The sequence below is a fragment of the bacterium genome, assembly GCA_013360195.1.
Classification (GTDB): Bacteria; Electryoneota; RPQS01; order RPQS01; family RPQS01; genus JABWCQ01.
The window spans coordinates 62,492-85,865 of the sequence record JABWCQ010000011.1 but is presented as its reverse complement, the minus strand read 5'-3'; the positions used below and the strand labels follow the sequence as shown (position 1 = coordinate 85,865).

At 54.0% G+C, this 23,374-nt stretch carries 16 protein-coding genes; 13 read left to right on the top strand and 3 right to left on the bottom strand.

The genetic code is table 11. From position 1 onward, the window contains the following. Positions 1–28: 28 nt before the first annotated feature. Together HUU59_09385 and HUU59_09380 are read right to left on the bottom strand one after the other, a co-directional pair. The gene (locus tag HUU59_09385) at positions 29–1,582 is read right to left on the bottom strand and encodes a hypothetical protein (protein NUO19646.1); all 1,554 of its coding nucleotides are present in this window, start codon (positions 1,580–1,582) and stop codon (positions 29–31) included. 13 nt (positions 1,583–1,595) lie between these two features. Further along, positions 1,596–4,172, bottom strand: a complete 2,577-nt coding sequence (locus HUU59_09380) for a hypothetical protein (protein NUO19645.1) — start codon at positions 4,170–4,172, stop codon at positions 1,596–1,598. Between the two features lie 192 nt (positions 4,173–4,364). On the opposite strand from HUU59_09380, the gene HUU59_09375 reads away from it, so the two are divergent. The 8 genes from HUU59_09375 (at position 4,365) to HUU59_09340 (ending at position 13,753) form a co-directional block, all read left to right on the top strand. Continuing rightward, entirely contained in the window at positions 4,365–5,654 is a 1,290-nt protein-coding gene (locus HUU59_09375; protein NUO19644.1) for an efflux RND transporter periplasmic adaptor subunit, read from the top strand. A 63-nt stretch (positions 5,655–5,717) separates the two neighbouring features. Then, on the top strand, positions 5,718–6,404 hold the full coding sequence (locus HUU59_09370) for an ABC transporter ATP-binding protein (GenBank protein ID NUO19643.1): 687 nt from the start codon (positions 5,718–5,720) through the stop codon (positions 6,402–6,404). A gap of 15 nt (positions 6,405–6,419) precedes the next feature. Further along, a complete protein-coding gene (locus tag HUU59_09365; GenBank protein NUO19642.1) occupies positions 6,420–7,643 on the top strand; it encodes an ABC transporter permease in 1,224 nt (407 codons plus the stop codon). Between the two features lie 3 nt (positions 7,644–7,646). Beyond that, positions 7,647–8,900 (top strand): ABC transporter permease, encoded by a 1,254-nt coding sequence (locus HUU59_09360; protein ID NUO19641.1) that lies wholly within the window; start codon positions 7,647–7,649, stop codon positions 8,898–8,900. A gap of 14 nt (positions 8,901–8,914) precedes the next feature. Next, positions 8,915–9,517: a GNAT family N-acetyltransferase gene (locus tag HUU59_09355; protein ID NUO19640.1), complete on the top strand. Its 603-nt coding sequence runs from the start codon at positions 8,915–8,917 to the stop codon at positions 9,515–9,517. Further along, positions 9,514–11,454, top strand: coding sequence for a S9 family peptidase (locus tag HUU59_09350; protein NUO19639.1), 1,941 nt, complete (start codon positions 9,514–9,516; stop codon positions 11,452–11,454). The genes HUU59_09355 and HUU59_09350 overlap by 4 nt, the downstream gene beginning before the upstream one ends. Before the next feature lie 177 nt (positions 11,455–11,631). Continuing rightward, positions 11,632–12,120: a hypothetical protein gene (locus HUU59_09345; GenBank protein ID NUO19638.1), complete on the top strand. Its 489-nt coding sequence runs from the start codon at positions 11,632–11,634 to the stop codon at positions 12,118–12,120. A gap of 28 nt (positions 12,121–12,148) precedes the next feature. Beyond that, the gene (locus HUU59_09340; protein ID NUO19637.1) at positions 12,149–13,753 is read left to right on the top strand and encodes a T9SS type A sorting domain-containing protein; all 1,605 of its coding nucleotides are present in this window, start codon (positions 12,149–12,151) and stop codon (positions 13,751–13,753) included. A gap of 73 nt (positions 13,754–13,826) precedes the next feature. Here HUU59_09340 and HUU59_09335 read toward each other — a convergent pair whose 3' ends face one another. Continuing rightward, positions 13,827–14,918: a dienelactone hydrolase family protein gene (locus tag HUU59_09335; GenBank protein ID NUO19636.1), complete on the bottom strand. Its 1,092-nt coding sequence runs from the start codon at positions 14,916–14,918 to the stop codon at positions 13,827–13,829. A 777-nt stretch (positions 14,919–15,695) separates the two neighbouring features. Between HUU59_09335 and HUU59_09330 the strand changes: the two genes are divergently transcribed. The 5 genes from HUU59_09330 to HUU59_09310 all read left to right on the top strand — a co-directional run bounded on the left by HUU59_09330 (position 15,696) and on the right by HUU59_09310 (position 23,368). Next, a complete protein-coding gene (locus HUU59_09330; GenBank protein ID NUO19635.1) occupies positions 15,696–18,821 on the top strand; it encodes a T9SS type A sorting domain-containing protein in 3,126 nt (1,041 codons plus the stop codon). 117 nt (positions 18,822–18,938) lie between these two features. Beyond that, on the top strand, positions 18,939–21,305 hold the full coding sequence (locus tag HUU59_09325; protein ID NUO19634.1) for a T9SS type A sorting domain-containing protein: 2,367 nt from the start codon (positions 18,939–18,941) through the stop codon (positions 21,303–21,305). Between the two features lie 53 nt (positions 21,306–21,358). Next, positions 21,359–22,282 (top strand): ornithine carbamoyltransferase, encoded by a 924-nt coding sequence (argF, locus tag HUU59_09320; protein ID NUO19633.1) that lies wholly within the window; start codon positions 21,359–21,361, stop codon positions 22,280–22,282. A gap of 10 nt (positions 22,283–22,292) precedes the next feature. Further along, positions 22,293–22,754 carry a hypothetical protein gene (locus HUU59_09315; protein ID NUO19632.1) on the top strand — a complete coding sequence of 154 codons (462 nt, stop codon included), beginning with the start codon at positions 22,293–22,295 and terminating at the stop codon, positions 22,752–22,754. Between the two features lie 11 nt (positions 22,755–22,765). Next, positions 22,766–23,368, top strand: a complete 603-nt coding sequence (locus HUU59_09310) for a hypothetical protein (protein ID NUO19631.1) — start codon at positions 22,766–22,768, stop codon at positions 23,366–23,368. Positions 23,369–23,374: the final 6 nt, after the last annotated feature.

Here is a 23,374-nt window from a genome sequence, read left to right as displayed (position 1 = left end):
CGTTCAGGAAATAAGGAAAATCGGAGGACTATGCAGCCGGCAGATATCGTCTAATCCACCGTCTTTGACTCCACGACCGGAGCAATTGCGCGACTCGGCGAACCGGTTCTTCGCGGGCGCCTTCGCGGTTTCCTTCCAGCATAGCGGTCAGACGATCGATTCCGGTGAGGCTTGTGCGCAGTGTTTCAATATCAGGCAAGCCCTGATTGGCCTGAGATGCCGCGATTTGGACGCGCACCCGCTGTTCGATGGAGTGAAACAACCTGTCCGCCCATTCGAGAAAATCCTGTTCGATTTGCTGCTGCACTGTCTTGTTCGCGCGCACGATTTGACCGCGGCGCAGTCCCGCAATCTCTTCACTTTTTCCGATCAAGGCTCCGACGATTCCCGCGCGCGCGCCTCCCCCTTCACTGAAAACCCGCCGCGACAGCAGCTCTTCTTCGAGGGATTGCGCGATTGAGGAGGGATTCCACTTCATGTCAAAATCCTTCAGCGAGATGCTGCGCAATTCCACGCGAATTGCCAGCGCGCCGAGTCCCTGCACAAACTCGCCAAGTCGTTCATTCATGAGCTCCGACAATTGCTTCCACAGCGAAGGAAGTGCCAAAGCTTGCAGATATGTGCCCGGCTGCGGGCCGGGCTGCCTCGGATCAATCAAGGCGGACATGGCGGTGCCGGAGTTCTTCTTGTTGAAGAAGTCGTCAAGCAGGTTTCGGATACCGTTGCTCCAGTTGCGGCGGTACTCCCCCAGAGTCTGTCGCGTCAACTGCAGCTTCATGTTCTGACGGTCAATTTCAATCGTATTCTGTTGCCGCAGGGCGTCAAGCTGGTCCACTAACTTTGGAATCAGATAGCTCCATGTTGCGGCGATCATCGCCTCCCGTTCTGCGAAGGACTGCTCGCGCATGGCGCACAATTCGCTGAAGAGAACCGGTCTCACGTCGTCGCGCACAATCTCCGTAGCCGAGTATTGTCGGGCAATCATTCCGGGACGTGAGAACCAGGATTGAAATGCTGCGGGGAGTTCATCACGAATCGCAATCATCACCTGCGCGCCGATGAAGGTTTCCAAGACGGCCGGCCATGCGGCATGATTGACAAGCGAGTCGATATCCGGGAGCCACGCGAATCGCCACTCCGAATCTGATTCGACTTTCCGCCGTACGACGGTGACGCGGTCGGGAGGCAATGCGGTGGATAACAGGGCGTTGAGAGCTGTCTCTGATAACTCGCGTTCGGTGGCGCCGAACTCGACGACGGTCCGGGTGGAGCGTGCGGATTCAATCCACCAGATGAGCGGTGTTTCCGGAATGTCCTGCAAATCGGCTGTAAGTCCGACGCAGCGCGCTAAGTTCTTCGCCAACTCCGCGTCGCCGCCGAGCAGGGTTACAGCAAGACCATTGTCGCACACTTTGCTGAAAACTTCGAGAGTCGGCAATCGCAATCCGGTTTCACGACAGAGGGTGAGCATTTCGAGCATCTGCGGTGACGCGATTCGGCTGCTGTCATGCTCGGACAAGCCGAGAATACCGGACATGAACGCGACGGCATCGGAGGCGGATTTCTGAAATCGTTCAGGCATTGGGTCGCTCCGCTTAGAAGCCGATTAAGGCCAGTAGATTGGTTTGCAGAGCGATTTGCAGCAGCGCGGCACCTGCCACAAGCCAGACAAGCTGTTTGAAATGCTTTTGCGCAGCGGTTTCCTGTGCGTCAAGTCTCGCCGCCATCTCGGCACGCATGGCGGTCTGCCGTTCGGCCTGAGTATTTTCGATGAACTCAAATTTGGACTGAATGAGCTGTATGACCTCTCGCCTGAAGGCAGGCAAGTCATTGCGCTGCAGATTCTCGAGCTCCGAGTAGGTCGACATGTGCATCTGTGTCAGTTCGGCAAGCTTGGACTGCTCCGCTCCTTCAACGCGGCGCAGTTCGCCTTTCAAATCGGCCAGTGTCTTTCCGAATTCTTCGTGGAAATCCTTGTCAAACTTCGCCGCGTGGGCGAAATTCTTATCATGATCCGACTGCGAACGGCGCACTGCTTCAAGAACCTGCGAGTGCTTTTCCATCATTTTATTCAGCAGCGGGAAGAACTTCTTCTGTGTCTCCGTCTCACTCTTGATGTCCTGCGCGATAGTCAGGAGATTCGTCGTGTCACCGGAGATGCCCTGCAAAGCGAGCTGGTTACTCTGGTGCATTGTCTCGACGAATTTCGAGTAGCGTTCGAGCGCCTGCGGAACTGTGCGAATCTGTTCAAGGAATTGGTCGTACGCGCCGTCAATGACCTCTTTCAGTCGGGCGGCATTATCGTCATAATTGGCGCGAATCGCCTCCTTCAGGACCTCCAGTTGCTCCTGCTGTTTGGAACGCAGCGCACTGACTTCGGTTGCGACGACTTTGACGTGACCTTCGATGGCGCGCGTGAATCGTTCATTCTCCTCACGTTTTGATTCGAAGCCCGAGAGTTTCTCGTCAATCAGATTCGCCGCACGGGATACCTCGCTGGCGAGATCATGAGCCGACGCTTCCTGCTGCTTGCTCTGTTCACGGATCACAGTCTCGTACCGCTGCAAATCCGCGTTCAAAGCTTCGCTCATCTGGTGCAATCGGTTCTCAACCTCATGTTTCAGAGATTCGAGATGTCCCTGAAAATCGCTTCCCAATCTTCCTGCGATCTCTTCGCTGCGCTGCACAAGTTGATCAAACCGCCCGTCGTAACGTCCCCGGAGATCCGCGACTCCGGCGTCAATGCGTTCACGCACCAGACGCGACTCGTTGTTCTGTTGATCAAGCAGCCGTCCGATTTGCTCTTCCGTGTGATTGAGAAGCGATGTCAGCTTGTTGAACCACGCGTCGGCATTGTCGGCAAGCTGATGCAGCTGCTGGCTCTGTGAATTTATCTGTTCGAGCGACGTATTGAAGTGCTGCACGACCTGATTTGTGGTCTGCGCGCTCTGCGTGACGAGCTGATCGAACTGTTGTCTGTTTTCACCGACCTGCTTGGTGATGTATGCAAGCGTCGTCGAGCGTTCTTTACTCAATCGCTCGAGCCGGACGAGCAGCTCTTTGACCGACTGCTGTTCGTTTTGAACACGCTCAGTTTGTTTTTCAGTGATGTCCGCAAGATCGAGAGCGAAGTCCGCCAGACTTTTCTGGATTTCATTCAGCTCATTGACACTGGCTTTGCGCAATTCGTCGAACTCGCGCAGCACACGGTTCTCGATACCGCCCAACGCTGAGACAAACGCGGACGAATCAATGACCGGAGCAGGCGCCGGCTGCGCGTTCTCTTCCTGTTGCCGCGCATTATGCTCCTGCTGCTGCTGAATGACCTCTCGCTCAACTCTGACCATCGCATCCATTTGATCACGCAGCCGCTGCAGCGCGCTGTCAAGCTCAGACTGCACTTTGGGTGCAACGGCACGGAGAGCGTCGTCAATGGTCTTGTCAATGCGTGCCAGCCGTTCATTGTGATCGCGTGTGTTGTTGGAAAGCAGTTCCCTCAACTGCTGTGAGTGCCGCGCCAGTTCTTCGGATACCGTGGACTCAGTGCGGCTCATCAACTCCGATAGTTCGGCAGGGTTGGGGAATGCCGTCGCCGGCATTTGAACGGTCTCGGATGTTGCGGCGACTGACGTCGCCTGCTGCTCGATAGCGCGGGCGGAGAGCTGACTGAGCTGATGGATTTCCTGTTCGGCCTTGCGACACAAGTTGTCGAGCTTGGAGGAGAAACTGCGCAACTGTTCGTCAATCTCCCCGGAAATGCGCGTTAAGGCGTCGCGGCTGGTGGAAGTCTGCTCTCCCAGCAGTCCCGCTTCAGCCCGCAGTGCTTGATCAAGTTCGCGATGTGTTGCGGCGAGTTGTCCGAGCACCTCTTCGGCTCGGGCGCGCATTTGTTCACCACCGGACTTGAGTTGCTCCTCGATATCCTTGACCCCTTCAAGCATTCGGGTGCCCGCCGGGGCAAACACTTCCCGCAGTCTTTCGACGCCCTTCGCAATCTGTTGCAAGGTTTCGCCGGACTGCTGTATATTATCGAGACCCTCCGCGAGCTTGCCCAGTTCACCTCGAAACGCAGGTATAAACTGTTGTTCTGTAAGCTCTTGCGTGAAAGACTCTAAGAATTGGCGCAACGGTTCCACGAGTTCAGCGCCAGGCGTGGGCTTGGCAGGGGTCATGCGATGGCTCCTTTTTTCATGCTTTTCCACTTAACTCGCAGAGTATGTGCAAGCTTGGGACCACCCGGTGAAGCTACTATGCAACATTTCGCAGGGTAGGTCTCTCCTACATAACAAGGCCGCCGGGGTGGCCGGAAATGCGTCCAGCAAAGCTGGCCGCACACTTGAACTTGATGAGTAATTGGTTAAAACATGTCAAGAAAATCTAAGAAAATTCTCTGGATCGTCATCGCAGTCTTGGTGGTTGTCGGTGGCGTCGCTGCCTATCAGCAGAACAAGAACAAGGAAAAGCCCGCGACACAGGTAACGGTCGAGACGTCCGCGTACCGGCAGCTTGTTGCCACTGTATCGGCAGAAGGTAAGATAGAGCCGGTTACTCAGGTCAAGGTCTCCGCCGAAATTCCCGGCCGCATCATCAAGCTTGCCGTCAAGGAAGGCGATGTTGTTCAGCAAGGAGACTTTCTCGTTGAACTCGACCCTGAAACCTATATCTCAGCGCTTGATGCCGCCAAGTCAGCGCTGAAATCCGCGCAGGCGAGCAAGCTGAAGGCCGACGCTGACTATAAGCGAGTGTCCGAGCTTGTGTCTCGCGGGATGTCTTCGCAGGCGGACCTTGACGCCATGCTTGCGGCCGCTCAGCTTGCCGAAGCGGACCTTGAGCGTGCTCAGGCGAACGAGCGTCAATCACGGGAGAATCTGAGCAAAACGCGACTGAATGCTCCGATGTCGGGAACGATTTCTGTTCTTAATAAGGAAGTTGGCGAGCTGACGCTTGGCTCCCAGTTTCAGGAAGACGTGATTCTGATAGTTGCCGACTTGAGCGTCATGGAAGTAAAAGCTAATGTGGACGAGAATGACATCGTCAACGTGTCTATGAATGACACCGCCCGCATCGAGATTGACGCATTTCCGGATACGACCTTTCGCGGGCTGGTGCGCGAAATTGCCCAATCGGCCAGCAATATCACCGGCTCCGGTGATTTCGGTGCGGAGGTTTCGGCCACGAATTTTGAGGTCAGCGTCGTGCTGATTGATCAAGTTCCCGGTATTCGCCCCGGCATGTCCTCAACTGTGGACATCGAAACGGACTATCGGAATAACGCTCTGGCAGTGCCGATTCAATCCGTTGCCGTGCGCAAAAAGGGGGAAGGCGAGGCGGTAACGCTCACGCGCGAAAAAGAGGAGCTCTCTTCCCGTCAGATGGCGGAGCAGGTTCGTGCGGGAACGATAGATACAACGAAGATTGCCGCATCGGATGAACTTGAGACAGGAGTCTTCCGCTTTGTTAACGGAGTTGCCACGTGGACGCCCGTCAAGACCGGAGTTGCCGCGGACAGGTTTATCGAAGTGTTGTCCGGTATATCCGACGGCGACTCGATAATCACGGGTCCGTATCGCAGTCTTGCCCGCGACATGAAGGACCAGGACAAAGTCGCGCTCGAAGAGAAGAAGGACAAAAAAGACGAGAAAGAGCAGGGCTAATCGCCCGCGTCCCGCAACCAATCAAGCATTTTACGGTCTAGTTATATGGCTGAACGCCGCTCGATAATTGACATTCAGGACCTGCGCAAGGTGTACGACCTGGGCACTATAAAAGTCGAAGCACTGCGCGGAGTCAACGTGAACATCCGAGAGAACGACTACGTGGCCATCATGGGTCCGTCCGGTTCCGGCAAATCTACGTTGATGAACCTGATCGGCTGCCTTGATACACCGACGTCCGGCGAGTACATCCTTGCCGGCGAGCGCGTGGCACACCTTTCCGACCGGCAGCTTGCCGAGATTCGCAATCGCCGCATTGGATTTGTTTTCCAGACCTTCAACCTCCTCCCTCGCGCGTCGGCGCTGCAAAACGTGGAACTCCCTCTCGTCTATGCAGGTGAATCCCCCTCGGAACGGCGCCGGCGCGCGAAGGAGGCGCTGGAGGCCGTAGGTCTGGGCGACAGAATGAAGCACAAACCGAATGAAATGTCGGGCGGCCAGCGGCAGCGAGTGGCCATTGCACGCGCGCTTGTCACCAATCCCTCCATAATTCTTGCCGACGAACCCACCGGAAACCTCGACTCGAAAACTGGTGATGAAATCATGCAGCTGTTCGAGAAGATTTACGAGAACGGCAACACGATCATTCTCGTCACGCACGAAGAGGATATCGCCCGTCATGCGCGCCGGATTGTGAGACTGCGCGACGGTCTCATCGAGTCCGACCAAATCGTCAGCCGCGCGGCCTGACCGGAGCACGGTCTCATGCGATTTTTAACCGACGTCATCAACGGTCTGAGGATAGCCTTTGGAGCTCTCCGCGCGAATAAATTGCGCGCGGGTCTTACGACACTCGGAATTGTCATTGGCGTTATGACGGTTATCATGATGGTCGTGATCGTGATGGGTCTGAATAAGGCCCTCAAGAGTCAGTTGGACTTCCTTGGCGCCGAAACAGTGTTCATTTCCCGTTGGGATTGGCAGAGCAACGATTGGCGCGACATGCTGAAGCGGCGGGACATGGAGCTGGAATACATCGACGAGTTGCGCAAGGAGTCGCGTGAAATCGAAGCAATTTCACCGTTCTTCGACCAGCACATGACCGTCTCCTATCGCGGCGCACAGCTTTCGCGCGTTAACGTTCAGGGCGTCTCCGAAGAATTTTTCCTGACGAACCCCAAGGAACTTGCCGAGGGCAGGATTTTCACCGCTCAGGAAGTCAGGCGCAACGCCAACGTTACCGTGATCGGCCCGGACATCGCCCGTCAGCTTTTCCCCGACCAGTCTCCAATTGGCAAGGAACTGAAGATCGGCGCATGGAACTTTGAAGTAATCGGGGTCACGACGAAATACGGCAAGGTGTTTGGTCAGAGCTGGGACAACTTCTGCGTGATTCCATACGGCGTGTTTCAGAAGCGATTCGCCGGGCGCAATTTTGACGGCTTGACAATTGTGGCAAAAGGACACGGTGAGGATCGTATTGAAGAACTTCAGTGGGAAATTACGGGAATCATGCGCAGGCTCCGTCATCTTGAGCCCTGGGAAGCTAACGATTTCGGATTGAACACACAGTCCGCCATACTCGAACAGTTTAACGCCATGACGGCCGGTGTGTATGCAGGCGGAATCATTATTGGTTTTATCTCGCTGATTGTCGGCGGCATCGGTATTATGAATATCATGCTGGTGTCCGTCACGGAACGAACGGCCGAAATCGGGCTGCGCAAGGCACTCGGTGCGAAACGCTGGAACATCGCGTGGCAGTTTCTTATCGAGTCAGCCGTGATATGCGCAATTGGGGGTATTGCCGGAGTTGCGCTTGCTGCCGTCGTCTCGCAGGCAATCAACAGCTTCTTGCCGACCTACATGCCATTGTGGATTGTGCTTGTGGGTGTCGTCTTTTCCGCCGTGGTCGGAATATTCTTCGGGCTCTACCCGAGCCTCAAAGCCGCGCAGCTTTCTCCGATAGAGGCTTTGCGCGCGGAGTAGCACATGGGCAAGAAACTATTCAGACAACTTTCGTCATATTGGGAATCGTTCCGCATGGCTCTTGAAGCTATGCGGGCGCACAAGATGCGCGCATTTCTTACGCTCGTAGGCGTTGTCATCGGTGTTGCGACAATTATCTCGATGATGACCGTCCTTGGCGGGATCAAGTATAAGATTGATGACGCGATGTTGAACTCCCTGGGAGCCAACGTTTTTCAAGTGCAGCGCTACGACAGTGAAGGCGGCATTCAGTTTGGACCGCGCCGGCGTAAATGGCGGCCAAAGATTGAGGCTTCATATGCCAATGAGATTAGACAGCGCTGTCCCTCTGTGCGCGCTGTGGGCGTCGAAGCTTGGACCTTCGGCTTGCGTATTACTCGCGGTGGCCTGGAAACAAACGCAGACCAGCAGGTTGCCGGTGGTTCAGTCGAGTATGGCACAAACAACTCCCGCTACACCGTGATGGGACGGCCGATAACCCAGCAGGATATCAACTCCGCGCGTCGGGTCATCGTGCTTGGTTTCGACGCTTATAAAACTTTGTTTGCCGGATCCGATCCGATAGGTCAGTTCGTTCGCGTGGACGGACAAAAGTTTGAAGTCGTCGGGGTGTTCGAGGAGCGCGGCGAAATGTTCGGCGAGTCTCAGGACAGAGAAAACTGGATTCCGTTTTCGACCTTTGAGCGCATATACGGCGAAAAGTCGGTTAACCTGACGGTACAGGCATGGGACCCGAAAGCCTTTCGCAAGGCGCAGTCGGAAGTTGTCGAGGCCATGCGCGTCATTCGCGGATTGCGTCCCGGCGAAGAGAACAACTTCGGCATGTGGACACCGGATTTGATGCAGAAACAGTTCACCGAGCAGACGTCATGGATTGGTGTGGCGGCATTCGGAATTTGCGGAATTTCGCTGCTCGTCGCGGGGATTGGAATCATGAATATCATGCTGGTGTCAGTGACAGAGCGCACGCGTGAAATCGGCGTTCGAAAAGCATTGGGCGGCACGCGCGGTTCGATTCTGCGGCAATTTCTGATTGAAGCGACGACGCTGTCGCTGGTCGGCGGCGCAATTGGTATCGCACTTGGATACGGCATCGCAATTTTCATTAACAACAACTTGAATTTCCCCGCCCCTGTGCCGGTGTGGGCGGTCTTTCTGGCGACAATTTTCTGCACCTTCGTCGGTGTCGGCTTTGGCATGTGGCCCGCTGTCAAAGCTTCACGGCTTGATCCGATTGAAGCGCTGCGCTACGAATAACACGGTAAAACACGGTGTCACGAATCCATACTCCTTTCCTGCGCGGAAAGCTCGTGCAGTTGCGCGCGATCATTGACGAGGATGTTCCGATCATTGCGGATTGGCTGAATGATCCGGAAATATATTTGAATTTGCTGATCGTCAAACCGAACCGAGAACAGGATTCCCGGGCGCGGATTGAAAAGTTCTGTACTTCAGACGACACGCAGATGTTTTCAGTCTGCAAACACGACGGCACGCTGATCGGGCTGATGGGACTGCATGAAATCAATTGGATCCATCGCAACGCCACGTCCGGCGCGTTCTTCGGCTCTCCGGAAAATCGAGGCAAGGGCTATGGTGTGGACGCGAAAATGCTGATGTGTTACCACGCATTTTGCATGCTCAATTTGCACAAACTCTACACACACGCGTACGAGTTTAACAGGGCAAGCCTGCGCTACAACGAGAAGTGCGGCTATCGCGAGGAAGGTCGTCGGCGCGAGCACTATTTCCGCGCGGGAAGATATTGGGATGTGATTGAGACGGGGCTGCTGCGTTCCGAGTGGCTGCCGTTGTGGGAACAGTACCGTGCGGATGATCCCGACGTCCGCGTGCCGGAACCTTCGCTTGGATGAACGGTTGGTGTCAGATACGTGAGAAAGAAGAGATGCTAAGATTTTTCTGGAGCGCCTTTGCGGCGCTCGTGCTAATTATGGAACCTGTTTTCGCCAAATCAGCGGCCGAATTGCCGCTCGAGGAGTTTTTCAAGACATACCGTGTAAGCAGTCTTTCGTTTTGCCCGGATGAAACGCAGTTCGTGTTTGTGTCCGACAAGTTCGGGCATTCACAACCTTACACAATGCCGGTCCGCGGCGGCGAGTGGAAACCGCTTCTGCAAACCGAAGACGCCATCTACTCCGTCTTATGGTGTCCGGTGAACATGGACAGAATTTTTTATTCAATGGATACCGGCGGCGATGAGAATTTCAGACTCTATATGTTTGAAATAGGCACAGGTGTCTCCCATGCAGTGACACCGGAGAAGTCTCGCTGTGACATTCTTGGCTGGTCGCACGACGGATACTCGCTCTATTATAATTCAAATGAACGGCATCCGCGCTTCATGGACACCTATCGGCTGAATGTGGTGACAATGAAAAGCCAGCGCGTGTTCGAAAACAACACAACCTTCTCCGTTGTCGGCATTTCGCATGACGAATCAACACTCATTCTCTCGGAGTTCATCAGCACGACAGCGTCCAACCTTTATGCCTTTGACGTAAATTCGGGCATGATGTCGCCGCTGACATCGCAGGAGAACGGCGAAGCCAACTACGAATTTGCCGACTTCTCTCCGGACGGTCGCCAGCTTTATATTCTGACCGATTACGAGTCCGAGTTTATGCGGCTGATGACCTACGACACGGAGTCACAGGAATGGGCTGTCGAGTACGAAGATGAATGGGACGTCGTCAGCGCGGGGTTCAGTTACAACAACAAATACTTCTACATCCGCGTCAATGAAGACGGCGTGTCGCGTGTCGAAATCCGCAACGTTCAGACCGGGGATGAGCTGCAATTGCCGCCGCTGCCGAACGCAGAGGTGATTCCGGTCGGTTTTTCACGCTCAGAGCGTTACTTGCGAATCTACGTTATGGCGGATCACATTCCCGGTGACCAGTATATATACGATCTTGAGACGTTTGAACTCATCAAGCTGACTAACCTGTTCGACTCAAGCGAATTGAAACCGGACATGCTGGTACGGTCGGAACTGGTGCGATACGAGTCCTTTGACGGCACTGAGATTCCCGCGTGGGTCTACCGTCCGGCGAAGTTGTCATGGGGACGAAAGTCGCCTGTGGTGATAGAAGTGCACGGCGGGCCGATGGCGCAGCAGAAGGCCGGCTATTCTCCGTGGATTCAATTTCTTGTGAGCCGCGGATACATCGTTGCCGCACCGAACGTGCGCGGTTCGACAGGATACGGCAAGTCTTACTATCTTGCCGACGATAAGAAGTGGGGTGAAGATCCGTTGCAGGATGTGGTGTACCTGAAGCATTTCATTGCTGATAATTATCCCGAAGCGGATACCTCTAAGACGGTGATCTGGGGCGGATCCTATGGCGGATACATGGTACTCGCGGCAATGACGTTTACTCCGGAAGAATTCGCGCTTGGAATGGATTGGGTTGGGCCGTCGAATCTATTCACGCTATTGGAATCCATACCGCCCTATTGGGAGCCCTACAAAGAGTACTTCTACCGCGAGATAGGCAATCCGAGCATTCCCGAAGACAGTGCGCGCATGTACAGCCAGTCACCGGTGTTCTTCGCCGATCGCATTGTCAGACCGTTGTTGATTGTGCAGGGAAGAAATGATCCGCGCGTGAAAGTTGCGGAGTCGGAACAGATCGTTGAAGCGGCGCGCAAGAACGGCAAACAAGTCGAGTATCTCATCTTCGAAGATGAAGGACACGGATTACGCAAACGTGAAAACAAACTGAAAGCCTATCACGCAATGTACGATTTCATGCGCGCAAATTTAGGTATGAAACGCACGGACAAATAATTGAATCTTCGAGCCTCGCCCCGCGAGGCTCTTTCTTTATTTTCAAGCAGTTAGACAATACTCTTGATTTCTCGAAAAAAGGCTTGACAAAACTGATTTGCAGTTGTAAATTAAGTTTGGTGCACCAACCAGAGCACCAACCAGTGTGCCGGAACACAACACCGAAGGAGTCAAGCTATGAGAAAAGCACCTTCTACCCTTGCCGCGACGACGATCCTCGCGGTTTTTTTGTGTTTGGGGAGTGCGCAAGTTTCTGCGCAGTGCAACTATTGTATCGGGACCACAGACGCAACTTGTTCTGGAACGTATGATGACTGCAGTGTCTCTACAACAGGCTGCTCAAGTACTGCGACGTTTACTCCTCCATGTACTGGAACATACAAGCTGGGCGCTAAAGTATCAGGAGCAGGATGCGTCGACTGCGGCCTATGTTCAGCATGCGTGCTTGTCGTTATTGAATCCACCGGCGTAATCGTTAACTCGTATGAATCCGGTTGCACTGTGCAGTTCTGTACGCTGGACACCGATGTGACATTGAATGCGAACATAACGTATCGGCTGTATGTCTGCAAACGCCCTTGCGAGGAAGCAGAATGTACTACTGATTGCAAGTCTGCCTGTATTGCAACAGGCTGGATTTCCAGAAATGTAACGACGTGTCCTTAGAATGTTGACAATTTTGATCCTTATATTAATGGCCATTTTCAAGAGCGCAGCGGCAGAAATCTTGCGAGTGCCAGGCGATTTCGCAACGATACAAGGCGCACTTAGTGCATCGGCAAGTGGCGACACTGTGATAGTTTCGCCGGGGGTATTCGTTGAGTCAGTAACAGTACCCGCGCGAAATCTTATGATTGTTGGTGAAATCGGCCAAGATTCCATTGAAAATGAGCGGGCGGTGATTGACCCAACAGATTTGCCCGGATCAGACACGCTGGGTTGTCTGGTGCTGACTGGGGGTACAATTGAGATACGCAACATGGTATTCCGGAACAGGTCGCCAATGCGTGAAAATCGACAGGATTCCCGTACCGGGGGAGTACAAGGGAGCTCAAATGTTGTAAGCGCTACTTTTACTGACTGCACCTTTGATTCCACGTTTGTAGGCATACGCGGGCTTCGGCGAACTGTCCTTAACGAATGCAACTTTGTCGGCTGCTTCGAGAGATGCGTGAGCACCCACATACAAGGCAGGTTGTATGCGTTTGACACGGATTTTGAATGTCTGACCGGGAATATAGTACTGTGGGTGCGTGGTGGTGGCAGGCTGGAAGATTGTCGAGTGATGTCGAGTGCAAGAGGTAGTCTGCTGACAGGATTGGGCGACAGCTTGTCGGTGCTTCGGTGCGAGTTTTTTGCCTCCGATTCGCTGGATGGCAGCGCATTAACCATCCGTCCTCGGTGCAATTCAGAAGTACGGGATTGCTTGTTCAGCGGATTGAGCGTTGGCGGCAGTGTGGTGGAAGTTGTTGACACATGTTTTGGTCAACTTAAGGAGAATGCCTGCGCCATAGAACTAAGCGGCAACAGGTTTATTGACTGCGGTTCGGGCAGCAGCGATCTTGGCGGAGGGGAAATGCTACGCGTTCACTGCGCGGCGGGAGGCAACGGATTCCTGGCTCGAATCGACAGCACAATCGTGGACTCAACGAGACGAATTGCCGGCGACGCGACGGGTTTTCTGCTTCAAGCAGGTTGTGAGGTACTTCACAACAGATTCCGCCCAACACTTTTGGGTAACAGACCTCAGGTCTATGTTTCCTGCGACACGGGCGTTGACACGATATTCTTGCGAGGGAATGACTTCGTCCATTCCCTTCCGGGCGTCAAGCACGTTGAGAACGAGGAATCGCGTATTGACGCTCGCAACAACTGGTGGGGAGACGCGACGGGTCCTTATCATTTTGATCGGAATCCGAACGGGCAGGGCGCAGAAGTTGGTGACAACGTGTTGTTTGCTCCATGGTCTCTGTTACCTCATGATACGACTGCCGATTCAAATTCGGTGTCATTTGACTCTCCCTCGCCTTTCCGACCGGAATCGTGTACATTATCCGCATATCCAACTCCCTTCAACGCGGTGACAACTTTGGTGATAACTGTTGCGCGCGCGGGGGAGTATGAGGTAAAGCTGTTTGATGTAATGGGGCGGGAGAGCACGGTTTTGTATGACGGTTATCTGAGCGGTCAGACGCAAGTTAGCGTAAATGCGAATTGGCTTCCGAGCGGAGTTTACTTTGCGGTTTTGAGTCGGGCAACCGAGACGCTCGCCGTGACGAAACTGCTGCTGTTGAAGTGAAGGCAATCATTTGTAGAATGCAAAGGCAGACCAACCGGTCTGCCTTTTTGAATTTTCAGAGCAGAGTCGCCGGTCAAAGTTTGAGCCGTCTGTCGAGAAAGCCCATGGTAGTTCTGAAGGCATCTGTGGATGCGGATGCACTGTAGGCGGCACCATTTGCAGGTTCGGCAAAACCTACGTCACCCTTGATAAGCACCGTTTCAGCGCGAACGCCCTGCTGCACGAGAACTTGTGACATTGCCTCGGCTTGCGATGTTGGTTTGTCCATAGCTGGAGCCGCGTGTATAATCATAAGCGGCGCGGCAATGCGAGTCAGAATAGTGTCCGCAGGTGCAGTGGACGGATACCACGCAACGCCCGCTCTGAAGGACGGATCGGCAGCGAGAACGCGCATGGTCATTTCTCCACCCCATCCAAGCCCGGCAACACCGATACGGCTGCGATTCACGGAGGAGTCGGCCAGCAATGCTTGCCAAGCCGAGCCGACTGCACGCAACGCGTCGGACTCATTTACCAGTTGCAGAAACTGACGGGCCTGCGCGACATCACTGGTGCGATCACCTTTGAACATGTCCATTGCAAGCACAACGTAGCCTCGATTGGCCAGAGAGTCGGCCAGTGCGCGGACGGTGTTGTTTAATCCGAATCGGTCGTGAAGCAGCAGAACGGCGGGATATCGGCCGTCGCCGTAGGGCTTAACCAAATAAGAATTTGGCCGCGAATCGAGGTAGGTTCGCAGGAACGTGAAGCGTGCTTCCCAGCGGTCACCGGCATTCATCGCAGACTTAAGTGTGCGGCCATCACGACCGGGAATCGTATGAACGAGCTTAATGGTTGTGCCGGTCTCAGTCGGGATGAAATCAAGGTGCACGGTCTCGATTTCATATTCACCGTGATAGGTGTATTCGAGGACTCGGCCGGGTTCAAGGACTTTGAGGATTCCCTCTTCAAAAGAACCGTCCTTAAAAGTTACCCGCCACGGGGTTTCAGGTGCACCACCGAAGGTGACGGATTGAACGGGCATCCACTGCTTGTATATCCAATCTTCACAGAGCGCGCGCCAGCATTGGAGGGGTGAGGCCGTGGTCTCGAGCGAGCGCAGAACGGTTTCATCTGCGCGAGCGAAAGCTGCAAGGCAAAGCAGTGTGAGGACGAGGGTTTTCATCATAGGAGCTCCCATAGTTTGCCACAATTTACATGTTTCACGGCTGAATCTCCACCTGCGTTCCGATGCTAACGTTTTTCTGATGCAGGGACTTCTGGTAATGTGATACAGTGTAAAAAGGTGGAAACGTACGATACGGGAGCATCGCGAAAACGCGGAAAGTGAACAGTATCGTGTGCTATAATTTACAAAGTCAAACAAGTTCAATCTTAATGACTCTACTAATATACGAAGAATTGAACGTACGGTCAAGAGAAAAAACTCAAATATTGAACTTAGGAAGTGTATGATTTAGATAAGGTTAGTCAAAAAAGAAGGTCTAAAGAGGCATGACATTGGAATTTGAAGAAATAGAGAGGCTCTTGGAGCCGGAAGTCTTTACAGGAAATCGTGCATTCGCCGGTGCCAGTTGCTCGTGACTAAGTTGCGGGATGAAAGAGTATTTGCAGGCATGAAGTGATCTTTTGCTATGTTCGGGGTGACAGAATAGAAATCTTGAAAAAGACTTCAGATTTCAAGAGATGCCGTGCCCCAATTGAACCGAAGGATGATGAAGGTTGTAAGACGAATAAAGAGCGGCTTGTAGGAGTGCCTCTCTTTCGGTGAACGTAGTATGCAAAGTAATTGAAAACACAGGATGTAATTTCTCAAAATCCATGAGGTTACTTGCAACTCGGATGGGGAATGCTTATTTTCACAGACTGGAAGAATGTTTTCGAAGAAACTTAAGATATTGTTTTTTATTCCCCTTTGTATCAGTTAGAGGAGTCAGGCAAGATGAAGAGACCCAGCACCGCCTCATTGAGGTACTTCGCACTGCTGCTATGCACGGTCGGTCTGCTGTGGAACGTGAGTGTATCGTTCGCTGACGATCCCCGCCAATGGGGTCCCCCGGGACGCCCGATAAGGCAAGGCCATCACATCGAGTGGCAACGCGCCGCGTACACGGATGCCAACGGTTACACGTTGATGACGTGGTCGGACACTCGAACAGGTGACCGTGATGTTTTCGCACAGTTGATAGAGCCGGATGGTGATCTGGCACCGGGCTGGCCGGTGCATGTGATCAATTATCCGTTCCGGCAAGAGGATCCAGAGCCGATCGTAACGGACGGCGGTTTCATCATTGCGTGGATTGACTTTCGTTATGACAGCACGGGCGACGTGTTTGCACAGAAGCTCGACTACACGGGCGCCAAGCTGTGGCATCCGGACGGGATGATCGTGGACACGAACACGACCTCAATGACCAATGAAACAACGCTTCGCGGCGCAACGGACGGTTCGGGCGGCGCAATTGTGGCATGGGAAGACACACGTCGCGGCGACGCGGCGGATATTTACGCGCAGAGAATTTTGTCAAACGGACAACGCGGCTGGGGCAGCGTCGTTTCAGTGACGGACGCATCCGGTGTGCAGACAGGAATCACGGCTGACACGGACGGACAGGGCGGTTTGATCGTCGGTTGGAATGACAACCGTGACGGCGGCAACGTGTTTGCGGCCAAAATAACGAACAGCGGCACTCTGCCGTGGGGCGGAGTTGGCGGCCGCGCAGTGTGTGATTTCACGAGCCGTCAGTTGGGCTTGAAGCTGTGTCCGGACTACACGACGGGCGGTGCCTACTTTATTTGGCAGGATGAACGTGACGGCACATCGAACAACCTGTACATGCAGCGATTCAATGGAGCCGGTGACGCACAGTGGACTGAAGATGGAATAGTGGTTTGCAATGCAAACGATGATCAGCGCGGCGCGCGTATCACTCCGAGCTTCAACAATGACGCTCAGGACGGTGTGCTGACGTGCTGGCAGGACGTGCGCGAGAACGGTTCGGTGGAAGAAGTGTTTGCACAGAAGACGAATGCCGCGGGCAGCCATTTATGGACGGCGAACGGCGTGAAGGTGTGCGGCAATGCAGGACCGGGCGGCACGGGCGAGTCGCGTGACAACAGCCGTTTGACTTCGGATTTAGCCGGTGGCGGAATGTACGTTTGGGATGACACTCGCCACGATGCAGGTGACATTACGCAATACAACACATATATTCAGCACTTGAACGCGAGCGGCGTGCAGCAGTGCGGCGACTGCGGTGTTGCGGTGAACACAGGGAACAACCAGCAGCAGGAAGCGGTATTGCGCATGAGCGGCGACGGCAGCGACGTGTTCTGTATTTACGCCGACTTCTATCGCGGTTCACGCACGGTGCGCGTTGCTCAGTGCAATCTTGCAACATGCGTGGTCGAACGTGACCAGGAGATTATTTTCGGCTTGGACGGCGACGCGACAAGTCCGATGAACGTAAGAATGTTCTGGGGCAACGTCGCATTTGTTTGGGAAGACAACCGTGGAGTAAACTACGGCAAGCAGATTTACTATCAGGTTTTAGACACAACATATGATCGCACGTTCCCGCATATTCCAGAGAACGGCTCTCCGATCGCACCGGTTTCGGTAGCGGGCGACGTGTTCGGTCAGGCCAAGCCTTTTGTATGCACGGACGACAACAACGGTTTCTACTGTGTGTTCGAGAATCTGGCGGACGGATTGATTCAGATTCGTTTGCAGCGCGTGGGACAGAATGGACATTTGGCTTGCGACAGCGCGGGTGCGATTGTATCGGCCTCTGGTGTTGACCAGAAGGACGCACAAGTTGTTCCTGACGGAGCGGGCGGCTGCTACGTGGTTTGGGCAGGTTTTGACCAGAACTTCCAGCTTGACGTTTATGCGATGCGGATGAACGCGGACTGCGAGCCGATGTGGAACGAGCCGGCGTTATTATCGAGCGACGCAACTTCGGATGATTCGAATCCGTTTGCGGTGGCCGACGGTAACGGGTGCGTGGTCGCGGTTTGGCAGACGGGCGAGTTCGGTCAGCTTGACGTTCGGGCAGCGAAAGTCTGCGGAGACGGCACGGTTGCGTGGCAGACGGCGGTTTCGACGGCGCCGCGCAATCAGCAGGAGCCTCAGATAGCCGCAGATGGCCAGGGCGGAGTGTATCTTGTATGGACGGACGACCGCGATGAGATTCAATCGAAGGACATCTATGGCCAGCGATTGAACGCAGCCGGACAGGCGCAGTGGACGAACAATGGCAGGTTGATTGTAACTTTTGCGCAGGACCAGAAGCTGCCGCGGCTGGCTGTGGACAGCCAGAGCAGAGTGTTCGTGGTGTGGCAGGATTTCCGTAATGGAGCGAATCTTGATCTCTTTGGACAGAAGTTGAATCCGGACGGATCGCGGATCTGGCCGGAACAGACCGGTCGCTGGATTTGCGGCGCGAACAGCGACCAGAGCGATCAGCAATTGCTGGTTGAGTGGAGTGACGGGCTGTACATGGTTTGGGAAGACGGCCGCACGAATCCTTATTCGGATATCTACGGTTTGCATCTTGACGAGCAGAGCAATATTGCCGAGCCGTGGTGGGATCAGTCGAGCGGCGAGACGCCGCTGGGCGGTGCGATCAACGTGGAGTATCAGAACCAGAATCAGCCGGCACTTGCGCATGACTATCATGGCGGCGTGTCGGCGGTGTGGGTGGACTGGCGTTCATCGGGTAAAGAGCCTCTGCAGAACATCTGGGGCAACTGGGTGAACGACTACACGGTGAGTGTTCGTGAACTTCCGGCTCCGATGCCGCGGGAATACATGCTGACGCAGAATTTTCCGAATCCGTTTAACCCGACAACGGAGTTCCGATTCACTCTTCCAGCGACGGAGGCAGTTAGGATTGGAGTATTCAACACACTTGGCCAGCTGGTTTCGACTTTGGTGGACGAAGTGATGCATGCGGGCACGTATCAGGTGCGTTTCGACGCATCAGAGTTGTCTTCGGGTACATACTTCTACCGGCTCGAGACTCCGAGTTTCCAGACGGTAAAGAAGATGGTGTTGATTAAGTAAGCGTACAGCGCGGCGCGGGGCACAAATCTGCCCCGCGCCGCAGCATTTTCAGGGCAAGACAGACCGGGACGGACTTGAATGAGGATTAGAGAGAGAAGACACATGAGGACCCGCATCATGCGCAGCATCTTTTGTATTCTAAGTGTGCTCGTTTTATCAAGCGGCGTGTATGCGCAAGGCTTGGACTCGTGTTATCACACGCTTGATGAACTCTATGAGTTCATTTTTGATTTGCAGTCAGATTTTCCGCAGTTTGTTCAGGTGGACTCGATCGGTCATTCCCGCGGGGAGATGCTTGGCCATCAGTTTCCGCTTTACTCGGTGAAGATCTCAGACAATGTAGCAACGTTCGAGGACGAGCCGGTGAATCTCATTATCGCTCATATCCATGCCGAAGAGGTGGCGGGTATGGAGGCGACGCTTCGGTTCATGCAGAAGCTGGTGACGAATCAGGAGCCGTACCGGACGATTCGGAATCAGACGCAGGTTTATGTTGTGCCGACGATGAATCCGGACGGGTTGGAGGTCATCTCTCTGGGACTCGACAATTATTGGCGAAAGAACGGTTATGTACCGCCGGAACTTCATTTGGATTCCTGCATTGTCGTGCAAGGCATGGGCGAGGATTCATGCGGAGTGGATTTGAACCGTAACTGGGATATCAATTGGATATACGGCGACACGCTGTTTGTGCGCGAGAACGTGGAGCCATTTGACTATTTTCGCGGGCCGGGACCGTTCTCGGAACCGGAATCGCGGGCGGTGAGAGATTTAGCATTGAGGATAAAACCGACGGTTTCGATTGTGTGGCACTCTTCGCGTTCGGGGAATGTGTCGGAGCGGTGTATTGTCGCTTGGCAGTGGGGACTTGACGGGAATGCGAAGTTTGCACCGGACTGCACGGCAATCGGGATCGTGAACCGCGGTTACATTGGTAAGACGATTAAACATCCGGGGACGCAGCCCTATCTTGAAGTCATCGGAGCGACGCGCAATGGCGCGCTGCACGATTGGTTTTACCGGAATTTGGGGACGATTCAGATTTTGACGGAGACGAGTCCACGGATTGACATACAGCCGACCTGTGACTCTTTGGCACCGGCACCGAACTTACCGGGATTGGCACAGACGCTGATACCTCCAATGGAGTGGCTGGCGCGGCGATTGATAAATTTCCCGAACGGGAATGACATGCAGAATCAGGGTTCGCCGGTGAAGATTCATACACGGAACAGTCTGACGGGAGCACCAATCTCGGCGGAATACCGGATTTTGAATTCGTGGTCGGCAATTTTGAATCCGTGGTATACGAACGAGGAGCACGGCAGCGCGACGATTCTGCCGCCGCCGGGGACGATACAAGTGATGGCGCGCAAGGAAGGATTCCGCAACGACACAAACACGGTCACTGTCAACCCGGGCGGGACAACGGTGACGACGACGTTGGAACTTGAACCGCTGCCGTGGTACGGTTTGAATTTCAATGTGGTGAACGAATCCAGTCAGGCAGTTTCAGCGGACGTGCTGGTTGACAACGGCTATCCGCAACGCTACCGGTACGATGTTGGCATGATCGAACTTTCAAAACCAGAGGGAGTCGTTCATTTCCGTGTGGAGCCGCTGAATCAGAACTTAATCGCGAGAACGTTCCATTTTTATCATAACAACGATACGACGGTGACGTTTACTGTGCCGACGGGAACGGTTTTGTTCAGTGAGGATTTTGAACAGGGAATCGGCAATTGGACGGCGGCAGGCGGTGCATGGCGGCAGACGGTGGACACGACATCTCTGAACTACGGGATCTGCGTGCACACGAACGGGCCGGGATACCGCGAAAACTACGGGAACAACTTAAACGCGACCTTCACGTATAACAATTCACTCAATCTGACAAGCGGGAACGCATTTCATTTGCGATTTGATTATCGCGGCAGGCTGGATATGCCGGGTGACAGTTTCTTTGTGGACGCATCGGTGAACGGGACGGACTGGCAAGAGGTGCGCGGTTTCAGCGACTTGGAGAAGCCGTGGAACCGGGTGTGGTGTGACCTGAGTCCGTGGGCCGGAAACACGAATGTGTATGTTCGCTTTCGTTTGAAGACGGATAACGTGCTGGGCGACCTGGGAATCCATTTTGACAACATCCAGGTGATGGGGGGAGTGGATTTGTCTTCGCCGCGCAATCCGAGTCCGTTCCCGACGGAGTACGCACTATCCAAGGTCTATCCGAATCCGTTTAATCCGACAACAACGATTGCGTACGATGCACCGGCCTCAGGACCGGTGGAGTTTTCGATACACAATGTACTGGGTCAAATGGTTTGGTCGAGCACGGAAATGCCTCCTTCACCGGGAAGGTATGAACTGCGGTGGAACGGGGTTACGAATGGCGGGACGCAGTTGACATCGGGAATTTATTTTGTCCGGATGTCGGCGAAAGGGCACTTTGTCGGGACACAGAAACTGATGTTCCTGAAGTAATTAGCTTCGGAACTGCCGGAATTAACACAGAAACTCTTAAATCAGATATGTACATGCGAAATCATCGCGATTTTTTGGCCGTCACCGACTTCAGCCGTGACGAGGTTATTGAAACATTAGCACTTGCCCGCGAGTTAAAGGAGCGGAGGAATCGCCACGAGGAAGTTCGGCCGCTTGAAGGGCAAGTTTGGGGGCTGATTTTCCACAAAGCGAGTTTGCGGACGCGCATTTCGTTTGAAGTCGGGATTGCCGAGCTGGGCGGGCACGCTTTGTATATTACCGAGAAGGAGATTGAGCTTGGCAAGCGCGAGACGATTTCCGACGCGGCTCAGGTGCTGTCGCGCTATCTGGGCGGCATTATGATTCGCACATTCAGCCACAGGGATGTGGAAGAGTTGGCGAAGCACGCGGATATTCCGGTCATCAACGGATTGACGGATTACTCGCATCCCTGTCAGATCATGGCGGACATTCAGACGGTGTATGAGAAGCTTGGCCGATTTGACGATTTCCGGATTACCTATGTGGGTGACGGGAACAACATCACGAATAGTTGGATAGAGCTTGCTCAACGGCTGAATTTCGAGCTGGTCATCGGCACTGCAGAAGATACGCTGCCGGACATGAAGCTTGTGGATGCGGCGAATAAGCTGGGCAATTCACGAGTGATTGTTGAACATGATCCGGTGCGGGCGGTCAAAGGATCTCATGTGCTGTACACGGATGTTTGGGCTTCGATGGGGCAGAAAGACCAGGCGGACGACAAGGCGCGCAAGCTGCGAGCTTTTCAATTGAACGAGCAGTTGGTTTCGCATGCGGACAGGAATTGCATAGTTCTGCACTGCCTGCCTGCTGAACGTGGCAAGGAGATAACGGACGGAGTTATGGATGGCCCGCATAGCGTTGTGTTCGATCAGGCGGAAAACCGACTGCACGCTCAGAAGGCAATCATGACGATACTGATGGAGAAGAAGTAGGAAAGGTATGATGTCCAAGCTGTTGGCGATATTGGCTACTGCAATGCTGCTTGCCTCCTGTGACCGTGAGGAGGGCGCAAGCGCGCCGGAGCAGATTTCCTATGAAACGGTTTTGACATCGACCTTGCTGCAGGTGGATGAGCCGCACACTCAGGTGTTTCGTTCATGGCAGCGATGGGAGAATTTTTGGGCTGCCCATCCCGAATGCAGCAACGGATGTGTATTCGCGCCTCCGTATGTGGATTTTGATTCGAGCATGGTGGTGGCGATATTCTGGGGGCTTGAAGGATTCGGCTGTGTAGATTACGCGGAGCGCGTGGAGGCGGTGACACGGCATGAGGACGTGACGGTTATCTCGTTGCGGGAGCAGCCGCAGCAGGAAGTTTGTCATGCCGAGACTTACGCGTATTTGTTTTTGAAGCTTGACCGTACGGACGGCAATGTGATGTTTGTCGGGGCCGTCCCGCAATAGAAGAGGATGCTATGAAGACCCGCATTTTAATTTTGTTTACAACTCTTGGGCTATTGGTCTTGTCCACGGGTTGTTACACGAAACTTTACCGTCCCGGGATGGAAGATCAGGGACCGTTTTCGGAGAATTCGCTTTACAACCGATACGATTCGACGGCGATAGATACGACGCTGACGAAGCCGGAAACGGTGGATGTCTATCCGAATTATGATCCGTATTACTATGACAACTGGTCTTACTGGGGACGTCCGCGCGGTTACACGCGGTGGGGATTTGATTTCAACCGGTTTTCGCCTAACTATTATTGGGGCTACTACGGCTATTACGATTACTACGGCCGTCCGTGGTGGCATGACTGGTATCACAATCGCCCATGGTGGGGTGGAAGTCCGGGAAAGCCGGGTGAACCGCCGTCACAGCGCCCGGGTCGCCGTTCAAGCGATGTAAGCCCCCCGCCGATATATAACGGCGGCGGCGCGACAGGGGGCGGAGCCACCTATAATCCGCCGGCAAATCCTACTCCTCCGGCAGTTCAGCCGGTAACACCGGAAGTGAAGAATCCGCAGCCTGCGCAGGATAATTCGCAGAAGCGCAACGGCAAGCGGAGACGATAAGAAAAG

Coding starts and splice junctions, on each gene's coding strand:
- HUU59_09360 (NUO19641.1), top strand. CDS start 7,647: ATGGGCAAGAAACTATTCAGACAACTTTCGTCATATTGGGAATCGTTC.
- HUU59_09315 (NUO19632.1), top strand. CDS start 22,293: ATGTCCAAGCTGTTGGCGATATTGGCTACTGCAATGCTGCTTGCCTCC.
- HUU59_09365 (NUO19642.1), top strand. CDS start 6,420: ATGCGATTTTTAACCGACGTCATCAACGGTCTGAGGATAGCCTTTGGA.
- HUU59_09330 (NUO19635.1), top strand. CDS start 15,696: ATGAAGAGACCCAGCACCGCCTCATTGAGGTACTTCGCACTGCTGCTA.
- HUU59_09375 (NUO19644.1), top strand. CDS start 4,365: ATGTCAAGAAAATCTAAGAAAATTCTCTGGATCGTCATCGCAGTCTTG.
- HUU59_09335 (NUO19636.1), bottom strand. CDS start 14,918: ATGAAAACCCTCGTCCTCACACTGCTTTGCCTTGCAGCTTTCGCTCGC.
- argF (NUO19633.1), top strand. CDS start 21,359: ATGCGAAATCATCGCGATTTTTTGGCCGTCACCGACTTCAGCCGTGAC.
- HUU59_09350 (NUO19639.1), top strand. CDS start 9,514: ATGAACGGTTGGTGTCAGATACGTGAGAAAGAAGAGATGCTAAGATTT.
- HUU59_09385 (NUO19646.1), bottom strand. CDS start 1,582: ATGCCTGAACGATTTCAGAAATCCGCCTCCGATGCCGTCGCGTTCATG.
- HUU59_09345 (NUO19638.1), top strand. CDS start 11,632: ATGAGAAAAGCACCTTCTACCCTTGCCGCGACGACGATCCTCGCGGTT.
- HUU59_09340 (NUO19637.1), top strand. CDS start 12,149: ATGGCCATTTTCAAGAGCGCAGCGGCAGAAATCTTGCGAGTGCCAGGC.
- HUU59_09380 (NUO19645.1), bottom strand. CDS start 4,172: ATGACCCCTGCCAAGCCCACGCCTGGCGCTGAACTCGTGGAACCGTTG.
- HUU59_09310 (NUO19631.1), top strand. CDS start 22,766: ATGAAGACCCGCATTTTAATTTTGTTTACAACTCTTGGGCTATTGGTC.
- HUU59_09325 (NUO19634.1), top strand. CDS start 18,939: ATGCGCAGCATCTTTTGTATTCTAAGTGTGCTCGTTTTATCAAGCGGC.